Origin of the sequence: Bordetella genomosp. 11 (assembly GCF_002261215.1) — a bacterium.
Lineage (GTDB): Bacteria > Pseudomonadota > Gammaproteobacteria > Burkholderiales > Burkholderiaceae_B > Bordetella_C.
This window is the reverse complement of record NZ_NEVS01000004.1, coordinates 2,216,784-2,232,556: the sequence shown is the minus strand read 5'-3', so window position 1 is coordinate 2,232,556 and position 15,773 is coordinate 2,216,784. Positions and strand designations below refer to the sequence as shown.

General features: G+C 61.9%; 19 protein-coding genes. 9 read left to right on the top strand and 10 right to left on the bottom strand.

The features are described 5' to 3' along the window. Positions 1–55: 55 nt before the first annotated feature. From CAL28_RS17630 to CAL28_RS17615, 4 genes are all read right to left on the bottom strand, one after another. On the bottom strand, positions 56–772 hold the full coding sequence (locus CAL28_RS17630; protein ID WP_094842580.1) for an SDR family oxidoreductase: 717 nt from the start codon (positions 770–772) through the stop codon (positions 56–58). A gap of 47 nt (positions 773–819) precedes the next feature. After that, on the bottom strand, positions 820–1,485 hold the full coding sequence (locus tag CAL28_RS17625) for a peroxiredoxin-like family protein (RefSeq protein ID WP_094842579.1): 666 nt from the start codon (positions 1,483–1,485) through the stop codon (positions 820–822). Between the two features lie 72 nt (positions 1,486–1,557). Then, entirely contained in the window at positions 1,558–2,328 is a 771-nt protein-coding gene (locus CAL28_RS17620) for an enoyl-CoA hydratase/isomerase family protein (protein ID WP_094842578.1), read from the bottom strand. Between the two features lie 25 nt (positions 2,329–2,353). Next, positions 2,354–2,989, bottom strand: coding sequence for a glutathione S-transferase family protein (locus tag CAL28_RS17615; RefSeq protein WP_094842577.1), 636 nt, complete (start codon positions 2,987–2,989; stop codon positions 2,354–2,356). 118 nt (positions 2,990–3,107) lie between these two features. On the opposite strand from CAL28_RS17615, the gene CAL28_RS17610 reads away from it, so the two are divergent. Continuing rightward, on the top strand, positions 3,108–3,992 hold the full coding sequence (locus CAL28_RS17610) for a LysR family transcriptional regulator (protein ID WP_094842576.1): 885 nt from the start codon (positions 3,108–3,110) through the stop codon (positions 3,990–3,992). Between the two features lie 58 nt (positions 3,993–4,050). Here the strand turns inward: CAL28_RS17610 and CAL28_RS17605 are convergent, their stop codons facing one another. Then, on the bottom strand, positions 4,051–4,641 hold the full coding sequence (locus CAL28_RS17605) for a TetR/AcrR family transcriptional regulator (protein WP_094842575.1): 591 nt from the start codon (positions 4,639–4,641) through the stop codon (positions 4,051–4,053). A 122-nt stretch (positions 4,642–4,763) separates the two neighbouring features. Here CAL28_RS17605 and CAL28_RS17600 point away from each other — a divergent pair, with 122 nt between their 5' ends. From CAL28_RS17600 to CAL28_RS17590, 3 genes are read left to right on the top strand one after another with little or no spacing between them, the layout of a single operon-like run. Beyond that, complete coding sequence (locus CAL28_RS17600) at positions 4,764–5,498, top strand: SDR family NAD(P)-dependent oxidoreductase (RefSeq protein ID WP_094842574.1); 735 nt, start codon at positions 4,764–4,766, stop codon at positions 5,496–5,498. Between the two features lie 14 nt (positions 5,499–5,512). Next, positions 5,513–6,280: an SDR family NAD(P)-dependent oxidoreductase gene (locus tag CAL28_RS17595; RefSeq protein ID WP_094842573.1), complete on the top strand. Its 768-nt coding sequence runs from the start codon at positions 5,513–5,515 to the stop codon at positions 6,278–6,280. Between the two features lie 26 nt (positions 6,281–6,306). After that, a complete protein-coding gene (locus tag CAL28_RS17590) occupies positions 6,307–6,900 on the top strand; it encodes an NADPH-dependent F420 reductase (RefSeq protein ID WP_094842572.1) in 594 nt (197 codons plus the stop codon). On the opposite strand, the gene CAL28_RS17585 is transcribed toward CAL28_RS17590, so the two are convergent. Then, a complete protein-coding gene (locus tag CAL28_RS17585) occupies positions 6,893–7,390 on the bottom strand; it encodes a lipocalin-like domain-containing protein (RefSeq protein WP_094842571.1) in 498 nt (165 codons plus the stop codon). The two genes, CAL28_RS17590 and CAL28_RS17585, sit on opposite strands and share 8 nt — an antisense overlap. 135 nt (positions 7,391–7,525) lie before the next feature. On the opposite strand from CAL28_RS17585, the gene CAL28_RS17580 reads away from it, so the two are divergent. The 4 genes from CAL28_RS17580 (at position 7,526) to CAL28_RS17565 (ending at position 10,920) form a co-directional block, all read left to right on the top strand. Next, positions 7,526–8,425 (top strand): LysR family transcriptional regulator, encoded by a 900-nt coding sequence (locus tag CAL28_RS17580; RefSeq protein WP_094842570.1) that lies wholly within the window; start codon positions 7,526–7,528, stop codon positions 8,423–8,425. 341 nt (positions 8,426–8,766) lie between these two features. Further along, positions 8,767–9,420 carry a glutathione S-transferase gene (locus CAL28_RS17575; RefSeq protein WP_094842569.1) on the top strand — a complete coding sequence of 218 codons (654 nt, stop codon included), beginning with the start codon at positions 8,767–8,769 and terminating at the stop codon, positions 9,418–9,420. 83 nt (positions 9,421–9,503) lie between these two features. After that, positions 9,504–10,079, top strand: a complete 576-nt coding sequence (locus tag CAL28_RS17570; protein ID WP_176464031.1) for a TetR/AcrR family transcriptional regulator — start codon at positions 9,504–9,506, stop codon at positions 10,077–10,079. Positions 10,080–10,161: 82 nt separating this feature from the next. Next, entirely contained in the window at positions 10,162–10,920 is a 759-nt protein-coding gene (locus CAL28_RS17565) for a DUF72 domain-containing protein (RefSeq protein ID WP_094842567.1), read from the top strand. A gap of 23 nt (positions 10,921–10,943) precedes the next feature. Here CAL28_RS17565 and CAL28_RS17560 read toward each other — a convergent pair whose 3' ends face one another. The 3 genes from CAL28_RS17560 to CAL28_RS17550 all read right to left on the bottom strand — a co-directional run bounded on the left by CAL28_RS17560 (position 10,944) and on the right by CAL28_RS17550 (position 13,950). Beyond that, positions 10,944–11,954, bottom strand: coding sequence for a helix-turn-helix domain-containing protein (locus tag CAL28_RS17560; protein ID WP_094844697.1), 1,011 nt, complete (start codon positions 11,952–11,954; stop codon positions 10,944–10,946). 117 nt (positions 11,955–12,071) lie between these two features. Next, a complete protein-coding gene (locus CAL28_RS17555; protein ID WP_094842566.1) occupies positions 12,072–12,863 on the bottom strand; it encodes an FkbM family methyltransferase in 792 nt (263 codons plus the stop codon). A 223-nt stretch (positions 12,864–13,086) separates the two neighbouring features. Further along, entirely contained in the window at positions 13,087–13,950 is an 864-nt protein-coding gene (locus CAL28_RS17550; RefSeq protein ID WP_094842565.1) for a hypothetical protein, read from the bottom strand. A gap of 217 nt (positions 13,951–14,167) precedes the next feature. Here CAL28_RS17550 and CAL28_RS17545 point away from each other — a divergent pair, with 217 nt between their 5' ends. Further along, positions 14,168–15,067 (top strand): MBL fold metallo-hydrolase, encoded by a 900-nt coding sequence (locus CAL28_RS17545; RefSeq protein WP_094844696.1) that lies wholly within the window; start codon positions 14,168–14,170, stop codon positions 15,065–15,067. A 12-nt stretch (positions 15,068–15,079) separates the two neighbouring features. On the opposite strand, the gene CAL28_RS17540 is transcribed toward CAL28_RS17545, so the two are convergent. Continuing rightward, complete coding sequence (locus CAL28_RS17540; RefSeq protein ID WP_369597678.1) at positions 15,080–15,715, bottom strand: TetR/AcrR family transcriptional regulator; 636 nt, start codon at positions 15,713–15,715, stop codon at positions 15,080–15,082. Positions 15,716–15,773 lie beyond the last annotated feature (58 nt).

Sequence of the window (15,773 nt, the reverse complement as noted above, 5' to 3'; positions counted from 1 at the left end):
ATTTTTCTGTCAATAGCGTGTGAATTAACGCGTGCCTACGGGCTGTTGCGTCCGATCAAAACGCGGTGCGTCCGAGGGACGCGCCGCCATCGACATGCAAGGTCTGCCCGGTCATGAATGCCGCATCTTCCGACAGCAGGAAAGCGATAATAGCGGCGATCTCCTCCGGCCTGCCGAAGCGTCCCATCGGTACGCCTGACAGATAGCGCCGCTCGCCTGCGCTGCCCGGCGGGTTATTGGCACGGAACAGTTCGGTTTCGGTAGGGCCAGGTGCCACGGCGTTAACCGTGATACCCGTATCGGCCAATTCCAATGCCCAACCGCGCGTGAAACTGACCAATGCGGCCTTCGCTGCGGCGTAAGCCGTGCGCTGCGGCATACCGAGAACGGTCAGGCTGGAGATGTTGACGATGCGCCCCCAGCCTCGCGCCTTCATGCCAGGTAGGGCCGCCTGCGTGGCTGCGAGCGCGGGATGCAGATTGACGCGCATGACTTCATCCAACGCGGGTAGCGTCACATCGGCCAACAAAGCGGGCCGAACAAGACCGACGTTGTTCACCACACCGTCCAACGCGAAGCGTTGGGTAACGCTGTCCAGGGCGATTCGCGTGGCATCGTCATCGCCGAGATCGACGGGAACGAACACGCCGGGAAAATCGCCTGGTGCGGTGCGTGCCAGGCCGACGACGTGATGACCGGCGGCGGCAAGCCGCGTCGAAAGCGCAAGTCCGATGCCCTTGCTGGCGCCGGTGATAAGAAAAGTGCGGGACATGCAGGCTCCTTTGCCGCTCGGATTGCTGCGAACGGCATTTCGGTGGTTCAGGCGGCGGCCTTGCGGATGGCCGGTAGCATTTCCGACGGATCGGGGCGGCGCGTGTAGTCGGGATTGACCTCGGCATAGACGATGGTTCCGTCCTGCGCGATCACGTAGCGCGCCGGCATCGGCAGCGTCCAGCTCGGATCTCCGTTGAACGCGGGCAGGTTGTTCTTCAACGACTTGTAGAGATCGACCAGGTAGTCCTGCAACTCGAAGCGCAGCCCGAACGCGGCAGCCACGTCGTTGTGCACATCGGACAGGATCGGGAATTCCAGCTCGTTCTGACGCACCGACTTGCGGCTGTTGGCGCCCACCTGCGGAGAGATAGCCACCAGGCGAGCGCCAGCGGCGCGGATTTCTGGCAGCGTGGCTTGCAGTGCCTGCAATTCCATATTGCAGTATGGGCACCAGACGCCGCGGTAGAACGTCACCACCAGCGGGCCTTGGCGCAGCAGATCGGCGGACGATACGGGATTGCCGTCCGGGTCGTTGAGCGTGAAGGTAGGGGCTTTGTCGCCCGCTTTCAAGGCTTTTTGCGCGGCGCCGGAGGCGATCAATTCGGCGGTGGCGCGGTGCATGGTTTCGATGACTGAGGGCGGCACGTTGTACGGCGGCTTGCCGGCCTGGAAGTCTGCCTTGAAGGCATCGAGTTTGTCTTGCAATGACATGGGAAAGTCCTCGGTGAAAGATGGAGTTGGGAAAAGCAAGTGGTCCGCAGCACGGACGACTGACCACGAAGATCAAGCGGACGGATTCATCGAACGCGCTACTTCTGCGGCGCTGATGCCTTCCAATGCCAAGCCGTAGCCGGCGCCTTCGTCGACGATCCGGCGCAGTTTCTGGGTCAGGGCGATGCGGGTGTAGCGGCTGGTCAGCGGCGGCAGCTTTGCCAATTCGCCGGCAATCTCGCGGGCGCGCGCCAGCAGGCGGTCGGCGGGTACGATTTCGTTGACTGCGCCCCAGTCCCTGGCGGTCTGCGCATCCAGCTGCTGGCGGGTCAGGATGAAGTAACGGCCGCGCACGCTGCCGATGACCTCCGGCCACAGCAGGTTGACGCCATCGCCGGGTACGATGCCGAAGTCGAAATGCGGCTTGTCCTGGAACACCGTTTCGGGTGTGGCCAGCACGATGTCAGCCAGCAATGCGTATTCGGAATGCAGCAGCACCGGACCGTTAAGCGCAGCGATCATGGGAACTTCGATGTCGAGCAGGTTCATCAGTACCTTCTTGCCCTCGCGGTAGATTTTGTCGTAGCCGCGCGGAGTGAAGAAGTCGAAGCCTTCGGGGCTGATCGCGTCCATAAAGGCATCGCCGGTGCCGGTGAGGATCACCACGCGATTGTCGGGATCGCTGCCGACGTCGTGGAACAGATCGACGAACTGCTCGTGCGTATAGCCGTTGAAGACGAGCTTGCCGCCGTCGGTGTGCAGGGCGATTTCGAGCACGCCTTCGGGCGAGCGGGTCAGGCGGGCGTTGGGATAGGCGTTCTGGTAATCGTTGAAGCGGGACATGATGTTCCTTCGAGTCGAGAGTGTTTCAGGCGATGGTCAGGGCATCGACGCGCGCGATGGCGCGTTGGACGGCGGGCCGTTGTTCGACGCTGGCGTACCAGCGGGAAAGGTTCGGATAGGCTTCCAGCGCTACACCCGCGAAGGCGCGCCGCCAGAACCAGCCGAAATGTGCGATGTCGGCGACGCTGTAGTCGTCGCCGGCCATGAAGATGCGCTGGGCGAGCAGTCCATCGAGCAGGGCGGTCACGCGCTCGGCTTCGGCGGAGAACCGCTGTTGCGCCAGAGGTTGCGGTTCGGCGGCGAGCCTGGTGAAGAAACCCGCGTTGCCGAAGGCCGGGCTGACGGCCGATGCATGGAAGAACAGTTGCTCGAACACGCGGGCGCGCTCGCTGCCGGCGGAGGGCAACAACTGCTGCTGCCGTTCGGCCAGGTACACCAGGATGGCCGCCGATTCGCTCAACACCAGTCGCTCACCGGTCTGCGGACGGGTGTCGACGAGCACCGGCACCTTGGCGTTCGGATTCAGAGTGCGAAAGCTCTCCTGCTTTTGCGCACCCTGTTTCACGTTGATGGGGTGCAGGGTGTAGTTCAACCCCAGTTCTTCGAGTGCGATAGGCACCTTGACGCTGTTGGGCGTGGCGTAGGCATAAACCTCGATCATGTTCTTTCCTTGTGGAGTCCGGGGACGGCCTCGAAAGCGTTGATCGAGATTCTGGATGGTCTCTCAATGGAATGGCAGTTATGATTTAGAGATAACTTTTATTCCTTCGAGGAATATCTTGGATCGTTTACTCGCGATGACCGTCTTCGTCCGTGTGGTGGAGGCTGGCTCTTTCTCCGGTGCTGCCCGCGTGTTGGAGGTCGGGCAGCCGGCGGTGTCCAAGACTGTCGCGCAACTGGAACACCGGTTGGGCGTAAAGCTGCTCTTGCGCTCCACGCACGGGCTGACGCCCACCGAAGCGGGCTTGCGCTTTTACGAGCGTGCGCGGGTCGCCATACAAGAAGCGGACGAGGCGGAACTAACCGCACGCGGCGCGGGTACGGGGCTGTCTGGCCGGCTGCGCATTTCTGCGGCGCCCACGTTCGCGCGCTTGCACGTCATCCCGCATCTGCCGCGCTTCCTTGCCTTGAACCCGGACCTTGAGGTGGACGTGGTACTGGACGATCGCACGATCGACTTGATCGCCGAAGGCATCGACGTCTCGTTGAGGATGGGGACATTGGCCGATTCGGGCATCGTGGCACGTAAGCTGGCGTCATCGCCGCGCTCGGTACTCGCCACCACTGGATACCTCGCCCGTGCCGGCGTGCCGAACGTACCCGCAGACCTGGCCGATCACGAAACAATCGTGTTCAGTCAATTGAGTAACGTTTGGAACTTCAGCCGCGACGGCACGGAAGTATCGGTGCTGGTGCGCGGCCGGACGCGTTTCAGCGCCGCCGAAGGCATACGCGCCGCCGTGCTCGCCGACATGGGGCTGGCCATCGCCTCGGACTGGATGTTTGCGCCTGAACTGGCCGACGGCAGGGTACTCCGTCTGCTGGAGAACTGGTCGCTTCCCGACATCGACCTATGGGCGGTGTTTCCGACGGGGCGACTTGCCACGACAAAGGCCCGCTCGTTTGCCGAGTTCGTTGAAGACGTGATGCAAAACGGTGGCTGACGCAGGTTGACGCTCGGCCGTTTGCCTCGTCAGTCCATCCCACGCGATGCACACAGCCCTACGTGGCGCCCCGTTTCTTTGCCTTCCTGGCATCGTTGCCAGATCGACTTGTCAGGATGGCGCTCGTGATGATGCGAACGAGATGATCCGCCCGCGACGCGAATGAGGGTTGGTCGACCGCCCAACCAAGCGCCGTTATCAAGGCGAACAGATCGTCCCCCGTCATATCGGCGCGTGCCGTCCCTTCGTCCTGCGCACGCCGCAATAGGCGCGCGCCTGCCGCGTGCACCGCGGCGCATGAAGCGTAAAGCGCGGAGTCCGGGTTGGTATGCGCGGCCGCCATCATGGCGACGACGCCCCGGTAGCTTTGGGTGAATACCACCAATTCCCGAAACCAGGCGAGCAGGGCTTCGTCAGCCGAAGCCGAGGTTTCCAGTTCAGCCGCCTTCCGGGTCAGTGTGTCCAGCTGGGTACACAGCAACGCCTCGAACAAGGCTTCCCGTGTCGGGAAATGACGTAGCAGTGTGGCCAAGCCTACACCGGCGCGGCGGGCGATATCGCGCATCGACGCTTCGGCGCCGTGCTCGGCGATGACGTCGCGCGCGACCGTGAGGATCTGGCTGCGATTTTTTTGGGCGTCGGCTCGCATGGGTTGTCTTGACAAGTGGATCAGTGATCCATATAGTGTTTATCTGGATCGGTGATCCACATAATACAGCGCCACGCGGCATTTCTCCAGTTCGCGGGCAACCCCAAGATAGAGCACATGACATGAACAGACTGAATGGAAAGACCGCTGTCGTCACCGGCGGCGCTACGGGCATCGGCCTGGCCGCGGCAAAACGCTTCGTCGATGAAGGCGCTTTCGTTTTTATCTTCGGCCGGCGGCAGGAGGCACTCGATGCCGCTGTGAACGTCCTCGGGCGCAATGCGCGCGCGGTGAAGGGCTCGGTCTCCGAACCGGCCGACCTGGACCGACTCTACGCGGCGGTGCAGGGGGAGCGCGGCACCCTCGACATCGTCTTCGCCAATGCCGGGGCGGGAAGCCCGCTTCCTCTCGGCCAGATCACCGCCGAGCACATTGACGAGATCTTCGGCACCAATGTGAAGGGGACGATCTTTACGGTCCAGAAAGCGTTGCCGCTGATGGGGCCGGGCGCTTCGATCATCCTGACCGGATCGAGCGCCGGCACCACGGGAGCCCCGGGATTCACGGCCTACAGCGCGAGCAAGGCAGCGGTGCGCAACCTGGCCCGGACCTGGGCGGCGGACCTGAAGGGCAGCGGCATCCGGGTGAACGTGCTGTCGCCCGGGGCGACGGCAACCGAACTCGCCAAGGAGGCGCTGGGCGAAGAGGGCCAGAAAGCCTACGGCGCGATGACGCCCCTCCAACGCATGGCCGATCCGGCGGAAATCGGGGCGGTGGCTGCGTTCCTCGCGTCGTCGGACAGCAGCTTCATGACTGCCAGCGAGGTCGCCGTTGACGGTGGCTTGGCACAACTCTAAGGAGAAAAAATCAAATGACGCAATCACTACAGGGCAAAACAGCGCTCGTGACCGGGGCATCGCGGGGCATTGGTCGTGCCATTGCCGAACGTCTCGCAAAAGACGGTGCGACAGTCGCGCTAACCTACAACGCCAGTAAATCCAGCGCGGACGAGGCGATCGCCGCCATCGAAAAAGCGGGGGGCACCGCGTTCGCGATCCATGCGGATCTCGTTGATCCGGCGACCGTCCCGGCTTTATTCGAGCGGCTCGATGACGAGTTCACCAAACGGAGCGGAAGCAGCGCCCTCGACATTCTGGTCAACAACGCCGGCAATTCCGGCTGGGTTGGCTTCAAGGACGCGACGCCGGAGAGTTGGGACACCCTGATGGCGGTCTACGCCCGCGCGCCTTTCTTCATCATTCAGGCCGCTCTCGATCGTCTCGCCGATGGTGGACGCATCATCAACATCTCTTCCGCTGCCGCTACGAAACCCGTGACGGCCGCGCCGGTCTACTCGATGGCAAAGGCGGCCATCAATACCCTTACCCATACGCTCGCGATCGAGCTTGGGCCGCGAGGCATCACCGCGAACGCTGTAGCGCCAGGCTATACGCGAACGGACGCGAATGCCGATTTTCGGCAAAACCCCGAGCTCGTCAAGGCGGTCGAGGCCCAAATCGCACTGGGGCGGTTTGGCGAGCCTTCGGAAATCGCCGCCGTCGTGGCGTTCCTGGCTTCCGATGAAGGCCATTGGGTAACCGGCCAAACGATAGAAGCGAGCGGCGGCTACAAGCTCTAAGCGCGTCAAGAAACGAAGGAGAACATATGCGTTACGCAATCATTGGCTTCGGCAGGATCGGTCATGCTCTGGCCAGGGCGTTCGCTCGCAAGGGCATCGAAGTGGCCGTCGCAACCACCCGCGACCCGGAAAGCTTTGCAGCCGATGCGGCCGCGATCGGGCCCACGATTATTCCCAAAACCCTGGCGGAAGCCGTCAAGGCGGACATCATCTTCCTGGCGGTCCGTTTCGAGTCGCACCCGCAGGTCGCTCAAGCGCTGCCCGACTGGAAGGGCAAGACCATTATCGACGCGATGAATACACAGGCCCCGCTTGAACAGCTGGGAGGTCTGCCGTCCTCTGCTTTCGTCGCGAAGGTATTCACCGGCGCCAGGCTGGTGAAAGGCTTCAATCATTTGGTCGCCGCCGTCCTTGACCAGGACCCTGCCGTACACGGCGGCAGGAGAGTGGTGTTCCTGGCGAGCGACGATGACGGCGCCGCGGCGGAGATCGGCGCGCTTGCGGAGAAGCTCGGTTTCGCGCCCATCCAACTCGGCGGGCTTTCCGAAGGCGGACTGCTTGTGCATGGACGCGGGAAAAGCTGGGGGCATCTGATCTTCAAGGACTTGGTTTTCATTTGATGCGCTGCCACTCGATCCGGATGTCGGTCCCCTCCGGTCGCCGAAAATTTTCGGTCATGCGGTCGCCAGTCACGACCAGCGTCAGATCGTCGCGGGTGCGGACGCTGCCAACCCAGTTCGGAAATGTCGCGCCTTCGACGCGGTTTCCGCTGAATTCGCCCTTCTCATCGACGGTATAGGTGCCGAAGAATCCGATATTGCGCGATATGGCCATGCGGTTTTCGTCGTCCGTTCCTTCACCGCGAGCATCGGAGGCGAAGCGCGGCGTATCGGCATCGGTGATGACCGCGGAAAAGTGCATGTCCGGCGTAAAGACAAGGAGACCGTTGGGGTTCTTGCCATAGGCCGGGATGTCTTGCCCGCCTGGGTCTATCGTCGCCGACACCAGCTTCCATGTGCCTATCACCTGGTTGTCTGCGACGGCCTGCGGAGCGGCAGGCGCAGACGAAACGCCAAGGGCGAGGGCCAATATTGCGGGTCGAATAGTCATGTGGTTGCCTTCGCGGTCCAAGGTGTCTGGGTTTGTGGGGCATTCCGCTGCTTGCGCCACGGCTCTACGAATGTAAGTCAGGTGATTTGGTGATATAAGATCTCCAATGTGAGACATGGTGAGGTCTGTTCACGAATGGTGCGTCCCAGCCTCAATGACCTGGCCGCCTTCGCGGCCGTGGCCAGCCACCGCAGTTTCCGCAGCGCTGCTGACGTCATGGGTGTCTCGCGCTCCGCGCTTAGCCACGCGATCATCGGACTGGAAGGAAAATTGGGCGTGCGGCTTTTCAACCGTACGACACGCAGCGTGTCACTCACCCAGGCTGGCGCACGCCTGCTCGCGCGACTCGATCCGGTTCTTCAGGATTTCGATCAGGCGCTCGATACCGTATCGGAGGAGCGCGGCACGCCAAGCGGCACACTGCGGATCAATGCGAACAAAAGCGGTGCCCGCATTCTCCTGAGTGCAGTGGTGCCGCGATTCCTGGATCTCTACCCCGACGTCGAGCTCGACCTAGTGTCGGAAGGTCGGCTCGTCGATATCGTGGAACTGGGTTTCGATGCCGGGGTACGCCTGCTGGACACTGTCCCGCGGGACATGGTGGCAGTGAGGTTCGGAGGCGACGTCCGTTTTATCGCCGTTGCCGCGCCTTCCTATATGGGCGGCAGAGCAACACCCAATACGCCGGATGAGCTCCACGCTCATCGTTGCATCCGCCAACGTCTGCCCAGCGGGAAGCGCTATCGCTGGGAGTTTTCCAGACGCGGTGCCGAGATCGTGGTCGACGTCCCAGGCAGTCTGACCCTCGATGACAATGATCTTCTCGTGCAGGCGGCCGTGGAGGGGCGCGGCATCGCCTATGTTCCCGAGCACTTTGCCCGACCGTTTCTCGACTCGGGCCAGCTTGTGACCGTTCTGGATGACTGGTGCCCGCGGACGCCGGGCCTGGCGCTGTATTACCCTCGCAGCCGGCACATGCCATCCCCGCTCCGTGTCTTCATCGACCTATTGAAGCAGGTGGACGGAACGCGATGACGAGCGCGCGGCATTGCTTGGCCAGTTGCGTCTGCTGGCTTGGCCTCCACGCCTCCCGGAGGGAGCCATCGTTGCCATTGCCGAAAGCCTGACGCGCCTGGGGTTGCTACGCGATACGGCGTAACGCAATGTGAAGCGTCAATCGCAAGCTTGGCACCACTGCTCGATGGAAACCGTCTCCAAACAATGTTGTTGACAACTGTCGGCGGTCAGCATATTGTTCGTCTAACTAACGTTTGTTAGGTAAACGAACAGGTCCGGTCCCATTCGTGCGACCAACCGTGGAGAGAACACCAATGAGTGCCCTTGTGAAGAGTGTCGGTGCAAACCAACCGTCGACGATGACGATCTATGATTTTCCGCAGGGACCGTATCCGACTCGGGTTCGCATCGCCCTTGCGGAGAAGGACTTGCAATCGCGGGCCCGGTTCGTGATGGTCGATTTGTACAAAGGGGAACACAAAAAGCCCGAGTTCATCGCGAACAAGAACTACTCGGGTACGTTGCCGGTGCTGGAACTCGAGGATGGGACTTGCATCGCGGAGTGCACGGCCATTACGGAGTATCTGGACGGGCTGGACGGCAGTCCCACGCTGACCGGCCGGACGCCACTGGAGAAAGGCCTGATTCACATGATGAGCAAGCGCGCCGAACTGGAGCTGCTCGACGCTATCAGCGTCTACTTCCACCATGGGACCCCCGGGCTGGGACCGCAGGTCGAGCTTTACCAGAACCCCGAATGGGGATTCCGGCAACGGGACAAGGCCGTGCGCGGCATGCACTACTTCGACGCGGTGCTGAAAGGCCGGCCCTATGTCGCCGGGGACGCATTCTCGATGGCCGATATCACGGTCATCGGCGGGCTGGTCTTCGCCGCGATCGTCGAGCTGCCGATACCTGAAGCATGCACGGCGCTATTGGCGTGGTACGAAAGAATGAAAAAGCGCCCAAGCGTGCGGAGCCAACCGGCATTTGCCGGCTGCGCAATCGCGTGATGTGCTCCTCCGGGAGCATCCCTGAGGCGGCCAGGCCGTCTCGCTATACTACGTGTCGCCAAGGCCTTACCCAGGGGAGATTCGTGGAGCATCGGGCAAGCACCAGTTCCAGCGACCGAATCCTATCGGTCGCAACAAAGATCGCGCAGGCGCACGGCTACGGCGGCTTGAACCTTCGCAGCCTGGCCGAAGAGGTCGGCATGAAGGCAGCAAGCCTCTATCACCATTTCCCGAGCAAGGCCGACCTTGCGGCCGCGGTCGCAAGGCGTTATTGGGAAGACTCGGCGATTGCATTGGAAGCGTTGTCCGCGAAGTTTCCGGATCCGGCCGATTGCCTGCGCAGATACCCCGAGACGTTCCGCAAGTCGTTGGAGAGCGACAATCGCATGTGCCTGTGCAGCTTTATGGCCGCCGAATACGACGATCTGCCGGACCCGGTGAAGAAAGAGGTCCAGGCATTTTCCGACGTCAATGTCGCCTGGCTTCAGAAGCATCTCGTCGCGGCCGGAATTGTCGGAAGCAGGGATGCCAAGAAACGAGCGTCCGCCATATTCGCCGCGATCGCCGGCGCCCAACTGATGGCGCGAGGCCGTTCCGACATAAAGCTCTTCGATGCGCTGATCGCCAGCTACAGGGCAGCGGGACTCTTGCCGGCGTAGGGCTCCGGCTTTTGCCAAGCGGACGCAATCATCGGGCCGGCCCGACGGGTCGAGCCGCCACGGAGCCGAATGGAACGCGCGAATGGCTACAAGACAAGGTTCTTCAATACGCGTCGGATGTGCCGGCTGGACGCTTCCCCCCGGCTGCGCGGAACGCTTCCCGGGGGAAGGCAGCCATTTGGAGCGGTATGCGCGGGTGTTTTCCTGTGTCGAGATCAATTCCTCGTTCTATCGCTCGCATCAAACCAAGACCTATGCGCGGTGGGCCGATAGCGTCCCGGATGCCTTCCGATTCAGCGTGAAGATGCCACGCGCCATTACCCACGAACGGCGTTTGCAGGCGTGCGAGGCGCCGGTGCGGGCTTTCCTGGAGGAAGTCGCGCCGCTGGGCGCCAAGCTGGGCTGCCTTCTGGTCCAGCTTCCGCCCAGCCTTGCGTTCGATGCGAAGGTCGCCGCGCGTTTTTTTTCGCTGCTGCGTCGCTGGACGCAGGTACAGGTGGTGTGCGAACCGCGGCATGCCAGCTGGTTCACGCCACGGTCGGACACCGTGTTCAGCAGGGCGGACGTTGCCTGCGTGCGCGCCCATCCTGTGCCTACCCTGAATATCGAGACGTTTCCTGAGTTGCCGGCGATGGACTATATCCGTTTGCACGGCGCGCCCGATATGTACTATTCGGCGTATGACGATAGATTTCTTGACGCCGTCGCGACCCAAATGCGTCTTGCGCACCAGCGGAGCAAGCAGGTGTGGTGCATCTTCGATAACACGGCTCGCGGTCAGGCGGTGCCCAACGCGTTGAACCTGATGGAGCGGCTGGGGCCGCCCGCGTCGTCAGGGTAACGATCGTGCCGAATCGACGCGTCTCAGGCCTGGCCGTCTGTGGCGCGGGGCGTATGGCGTGACGGCCCCGGGCGAGCGGGTTTGCACTCGTTGGACAGGAACTGCCTGCGATAGGCCGATGGCGAGATGCGCAGGGATGCGCGGAAATGTTGCCTGAGCGACAAGCCGGTGCCAAAGCCCGCTTCCTGTGCGACCCGCTCGATGGTGGCGTCGCTGCTTTCAAGCATGTGCTGGGCATGCGCCAGTCTTTGATTCAGTATCCACTGCTTGAAGGACGTGCCGGTCGCCTGCCGGAAATGGCGGGTGAAGTTGCGTCGGCTCATCGCGGCACGCTCGGCGAGCGATTCGATGGTGTGGGCTTGTTCGATATGTTCGTTCACCCATTGCAGGACGCGGGAAAGCCGGCCATCGCTGTCGGTGACCGGCAGCGGCCGTTCGATGAATTGCGCCTGTCCTCCTTGCCGATGCGGAGCGACCAGCAATCTTCTCGCGCGCCGGTTGGCCGCTTCGGCGCCGGAGATCTGGCGCAGTAGATGCAGGCAGCAATCGATGCCGGCGGCGACGCCCGCCGAGGTCACGACATCGCCGTCGTCGACATACATGACATCCGGATCCACTCTTATCTTCGGATATCGCTGCGCCAGTATGTCGGTACATTCCCAGTGCGTCGTGGCGGTTCTTCCGTCCAGCAAACCCGCTTCGGCGAGGGGAAACGCGCCCAGGCACAGTCCGACGACTCTTGCGCCCCTGCGGTGTGCCCGCCGGAGCGCTTCCAGCAGATCGGGCGGCGACTGGCGACAATCGTCGTGCCAGGACGGCATGATGACGAGGTCGGCGGCATCCACGGCGGTGAAGTTCGCCGGCGCGTCAATCGTAAAACCCGCCGTGGTGCGCAGCGGGCCTTCGTCCGCGGCGCAGACCGTCACATCGAATGCCGATACGCCGGGATCGCGGGCGTTGCCTTGGAAGATCAGGCAGGGCACCGACAAATGGAAGGGGATGATGCCATCGAAAGCGATGATGGCGATCTTCATGCGGCGAGGGGAGGGAACGCGCTTGCGCATGGCCCGATTATATCGAGTGTAGGCATACGGGACGGCGGGTTTATCCGCTACTACGCCACACGGTCGAGCGCTCCAATGGCCTTACGGTTACACAGCGTCCGTCTTGACGTACCAGTCATCGAAAAGGGACAAATCCTGGTATACGCGTTGGTAGCCTTGCCTGGCGAGCAGCTCCAATATCTTTTCCCGCATGGGCGTGTAGTTATGCTCGCAGGTGATGACCCGGAATGAATACTCCGAAAAATCGAAGTGGCTGATGATGTCGAATTCGCTGCCTTCGGTATCCATGGAAAGGTAGTCGATCTGCTTCGGCGCGCCGAACTTCCTGAGCATATCGTTGAGCGAGATCGTCTTCACGTCATAGGTCTTGCCGGTTTCCCGGTACTTCTTGTGAAGATCCTTGTCGCTATAGCTGTTTATCGTGGAAAACTCCGGCGATTCGACTTCATTGAATTGAAGGACCGAGGCGGAGTCTTTCCACACGCAGTCGGTTTCGATACTGCAATCCCGATTGTTCTTCAGGTCGTCATGCCAGATTCTCGCGGGCTCGGCCACGATTCCCGACCAGCCGAACTCCTTTTCCATAAGGTAGGTATTGGACAGGTCGACCCCGTTCGTCGCGCCGAACTCGACAAAGTAGCCGTTTGTTTTGAACCCCAGCGACGACAGGACGAACAGGTCCTGTCTTAATTGCGCCTTGGACTTGCGCAGATACTTCAGGCGTTGCAGCGCGGTTTCTTCCGGAAGCTGAAGCAGGATTTCCACATCGTGCGTGGCCGTGCTGTCTTTAATCAGCTTCTCTATGGTGCTGTAGCGACCGATGCCGATGTCGAATTTCCGCAGTGTCGATCTGAGGGCGTGTTTAAGGGCATAGGTCATAACCGCTCCCCCCCGGGGCAGTAGTCGATGACCCCATTCTAGATATGCGTCGGAGGGCAGCGAAGTGCTTTTGCCATTTGCCGCAATATCTGTAACCACGCGGCTAAAAAATTTAATGATTTATGCCGTGTTGTTGGTACCGTTACGAAACACGCATTGCCGTTCACAATGCCCCATCCGTTGGAACGGGGAGGGCGGATGTGGCGGATCGGCCGAATTGGGTTCAGCCGTTCAGCCAAAAGGCCACATTGCGAACATATTGCTGCGTCGAGCGCAGGGCTTCGGGAACCCGAATCATCCCGTCACCCGGCGGCTCGGTGACGAAAGAGGGGCACCCAGCCGCGGGATCCCAGTTGTAGTCGGCGAAATGATGGAAGGTCGACTGGGCGATGGCTCTTCCGCCGTCCTCGGAGCGTTCGAACGCCACGGCGATATTGAAGCGCCTTCCCGAGGCGGTGCTCTGTCCTTCCAGGATGACCCGGCTGCTTGCGTCGCCCGGCGGCGCGCTGACGGCGCCTTCATGCGGATGTGCCGGCAGGTACTGGAGCACGCCGTCAGGCGACGATTCGTCCCTTAGCACGGGATGGACGCTACCGACCGGATACGCGCGTTGGAAATCGCCGTTGGCGCCGGAGTGGTAGTTGGGCCAGGAAATCGTTCCCGAATCGGGGTTGTCGACGCAATGGCGGGCGCTGTCGGGCTCGCAGTTGCGGCTATGGAAGTGATGCGCGGCACCGATGCCGCCGAGAGCGCAGAGCGAACTGCCCAGGTCCATATGGTCGCGCGTGAGCAGGACACCGCCGCCGCGACGCCGGAATCGCCCGATCCCCTCGCAATCCTCGGGCGTCAGGCCATCCCCGGGGTCCACTGCGAATAGCCAGAGTTGGTCGAAATCGGAATCGTGCAGGGTCGACAGCACGGGATCCGGTGCCGCTCGCGAGGAACGGTCGCGCGCCGTTACCCGGAAGGCCGGCCGGCCGTCGTTATCCCGCTGTTCCGAGAGGAAGGATGCCAGGCGGCTGAAGCGCGCGATATTCCAATCGTCCGGGGCCGCTTCGATCGTGGTTTGGAGCAATAGGTTGAGCATGGTGCGAGGTCCGCCATAACGCCTGCCGCCCCGGGGGAGCGGCGCTGCAGGAATGCGAGCAGAGTAACAGTGGCGACGCCGGCTGGGTATGGATTCCGCATGGCCCGAATTTATCGAACGTTGGCCTTCGGGACCCTATCCCGCGGCGCGGGATATTCACACAATGGTCGGCATGGGGAGCGATGCCTTTTTCGTTCCGTCAATGTCGAGGCCATTCATGAAGATCCCACATCATTTGTCTATCGCCGCCGCCTGTTCCATTTTGCTGGCGGCCGGTATGGTTCATGCCGACACCGACACCGGCGCCGGCCAGGCGGGCGGCGCCGGCGCGCAAAGCGTGAAGTTCACCCAGATCCGCAATGCGACGATCAGGATCGAATATGCCGGCACGACTTTCCTGGTCGACCCCATGCTGGCCAGGAAAGGCGCATACCAGGGGTTCGAGGGCACCTACAACAGCCAGCTGCGCAATCCGCTGGTGGAGCTGCCCATGCCGTTGAGCGAAGCGATCAAGGCCGACGCCGTCATCGTCACGCATGCGCAGCACTACGACCATTGGGATGACGAGGCCAGGCGCAGCCTTCCGAAGAATATGCCCATCTTTGCGCAGAGCGAGGAGGATGCGCAGAGCATCCGCAAGTACGGATTCGAGAACGTGCGCGTCCTGACGGCCAATGTCGATTTCAACGGGACACGCCTGAGCAAGACGCAAGGCCAGCATGGCAGCGACGCGATGCTTGCCGGCCGGGGCAAACGCCTGGGCCAGTCGTCGGGCGTCGTGTTTGAACGGCCAGGGTATAAAACGGTGTACGTGGCGGGCGACACGGTGTGGAACCGGTATGTGGAGAACGCGATCGCGCAGTACCGTCCCGATGTGATGATCGTCAACGCCTGTTATGGACGATTGGTCGGTTACGACGGGTCTTTCATCATGGGCAAGGAAGACCTATACCGCGCTTACCAGGCCCTGCCCAACGCCAAGGTGGTCGCCAGCCACATGGAAGCGCTTGCCCACTGCACGCAATCGCGCCAGGAGTTGCGCGATTACATTGCCGAAAAAGGAATGAGCCCGAGCCGGGTGCTGGTTCCGCAGGATGGCGAGTCCTATCGCTTCTGATCGGCCTCTGCTTCAAGCGGCGCGGTTTGCCCGCGCCGCATCCCAGGCCGACATGACCTGCGTGATGGCGGCGTCCATGGCGCCGTGACGAACACCGTCGCGCGCCAGCGTGGACAGGCCCAGCAGGAAGGCATCGAATACGGTGGCCAGGGCGCGGACGTCGGTGTCGGCCCGCAGCTCGCCGTTATCGACCGCCCGTTGCACACAGTGGGTGATACCGGCTCGCGTGCGCGCCCGCGACTGCGTCAACCGCGACGTGACTTCCGAATGTTCCGGGGACGGCGCGCTCATGACACCGAGACCGATCATGCAGCCTTTGGGATGTCCGCGTTCGCACTGCATCCTTGCCGAATTGCGCAGCGTGGATTCGATGGCGTCGCGCGGCGCAAGGGCAGCGTCCCAAAGACCATCCGTGACCCGCGCATACGTCGATAGGTAGCGCTGTACGCATTCCTGGAACAGCGCTTCCTTGGAACCGAAGGCCGCATAAAAGCTTGGTGCGGAAATGCCGTTTCCGATGGCTGCCTTCAACTGGCTCAGCGACGTCGATTCGTAGCCGTTCTGCCAGAAGACCTGCATCGCTTCTTCAATTGCCTTGTCCCGGTCGAAGGTCCGGGGGCGTCCCATTACCGCCATGTCAGTGTCCACGAGAATTGTCGGGATAAATATACCAATTAATACATAAATCGTTGACACCTCCGTGCCG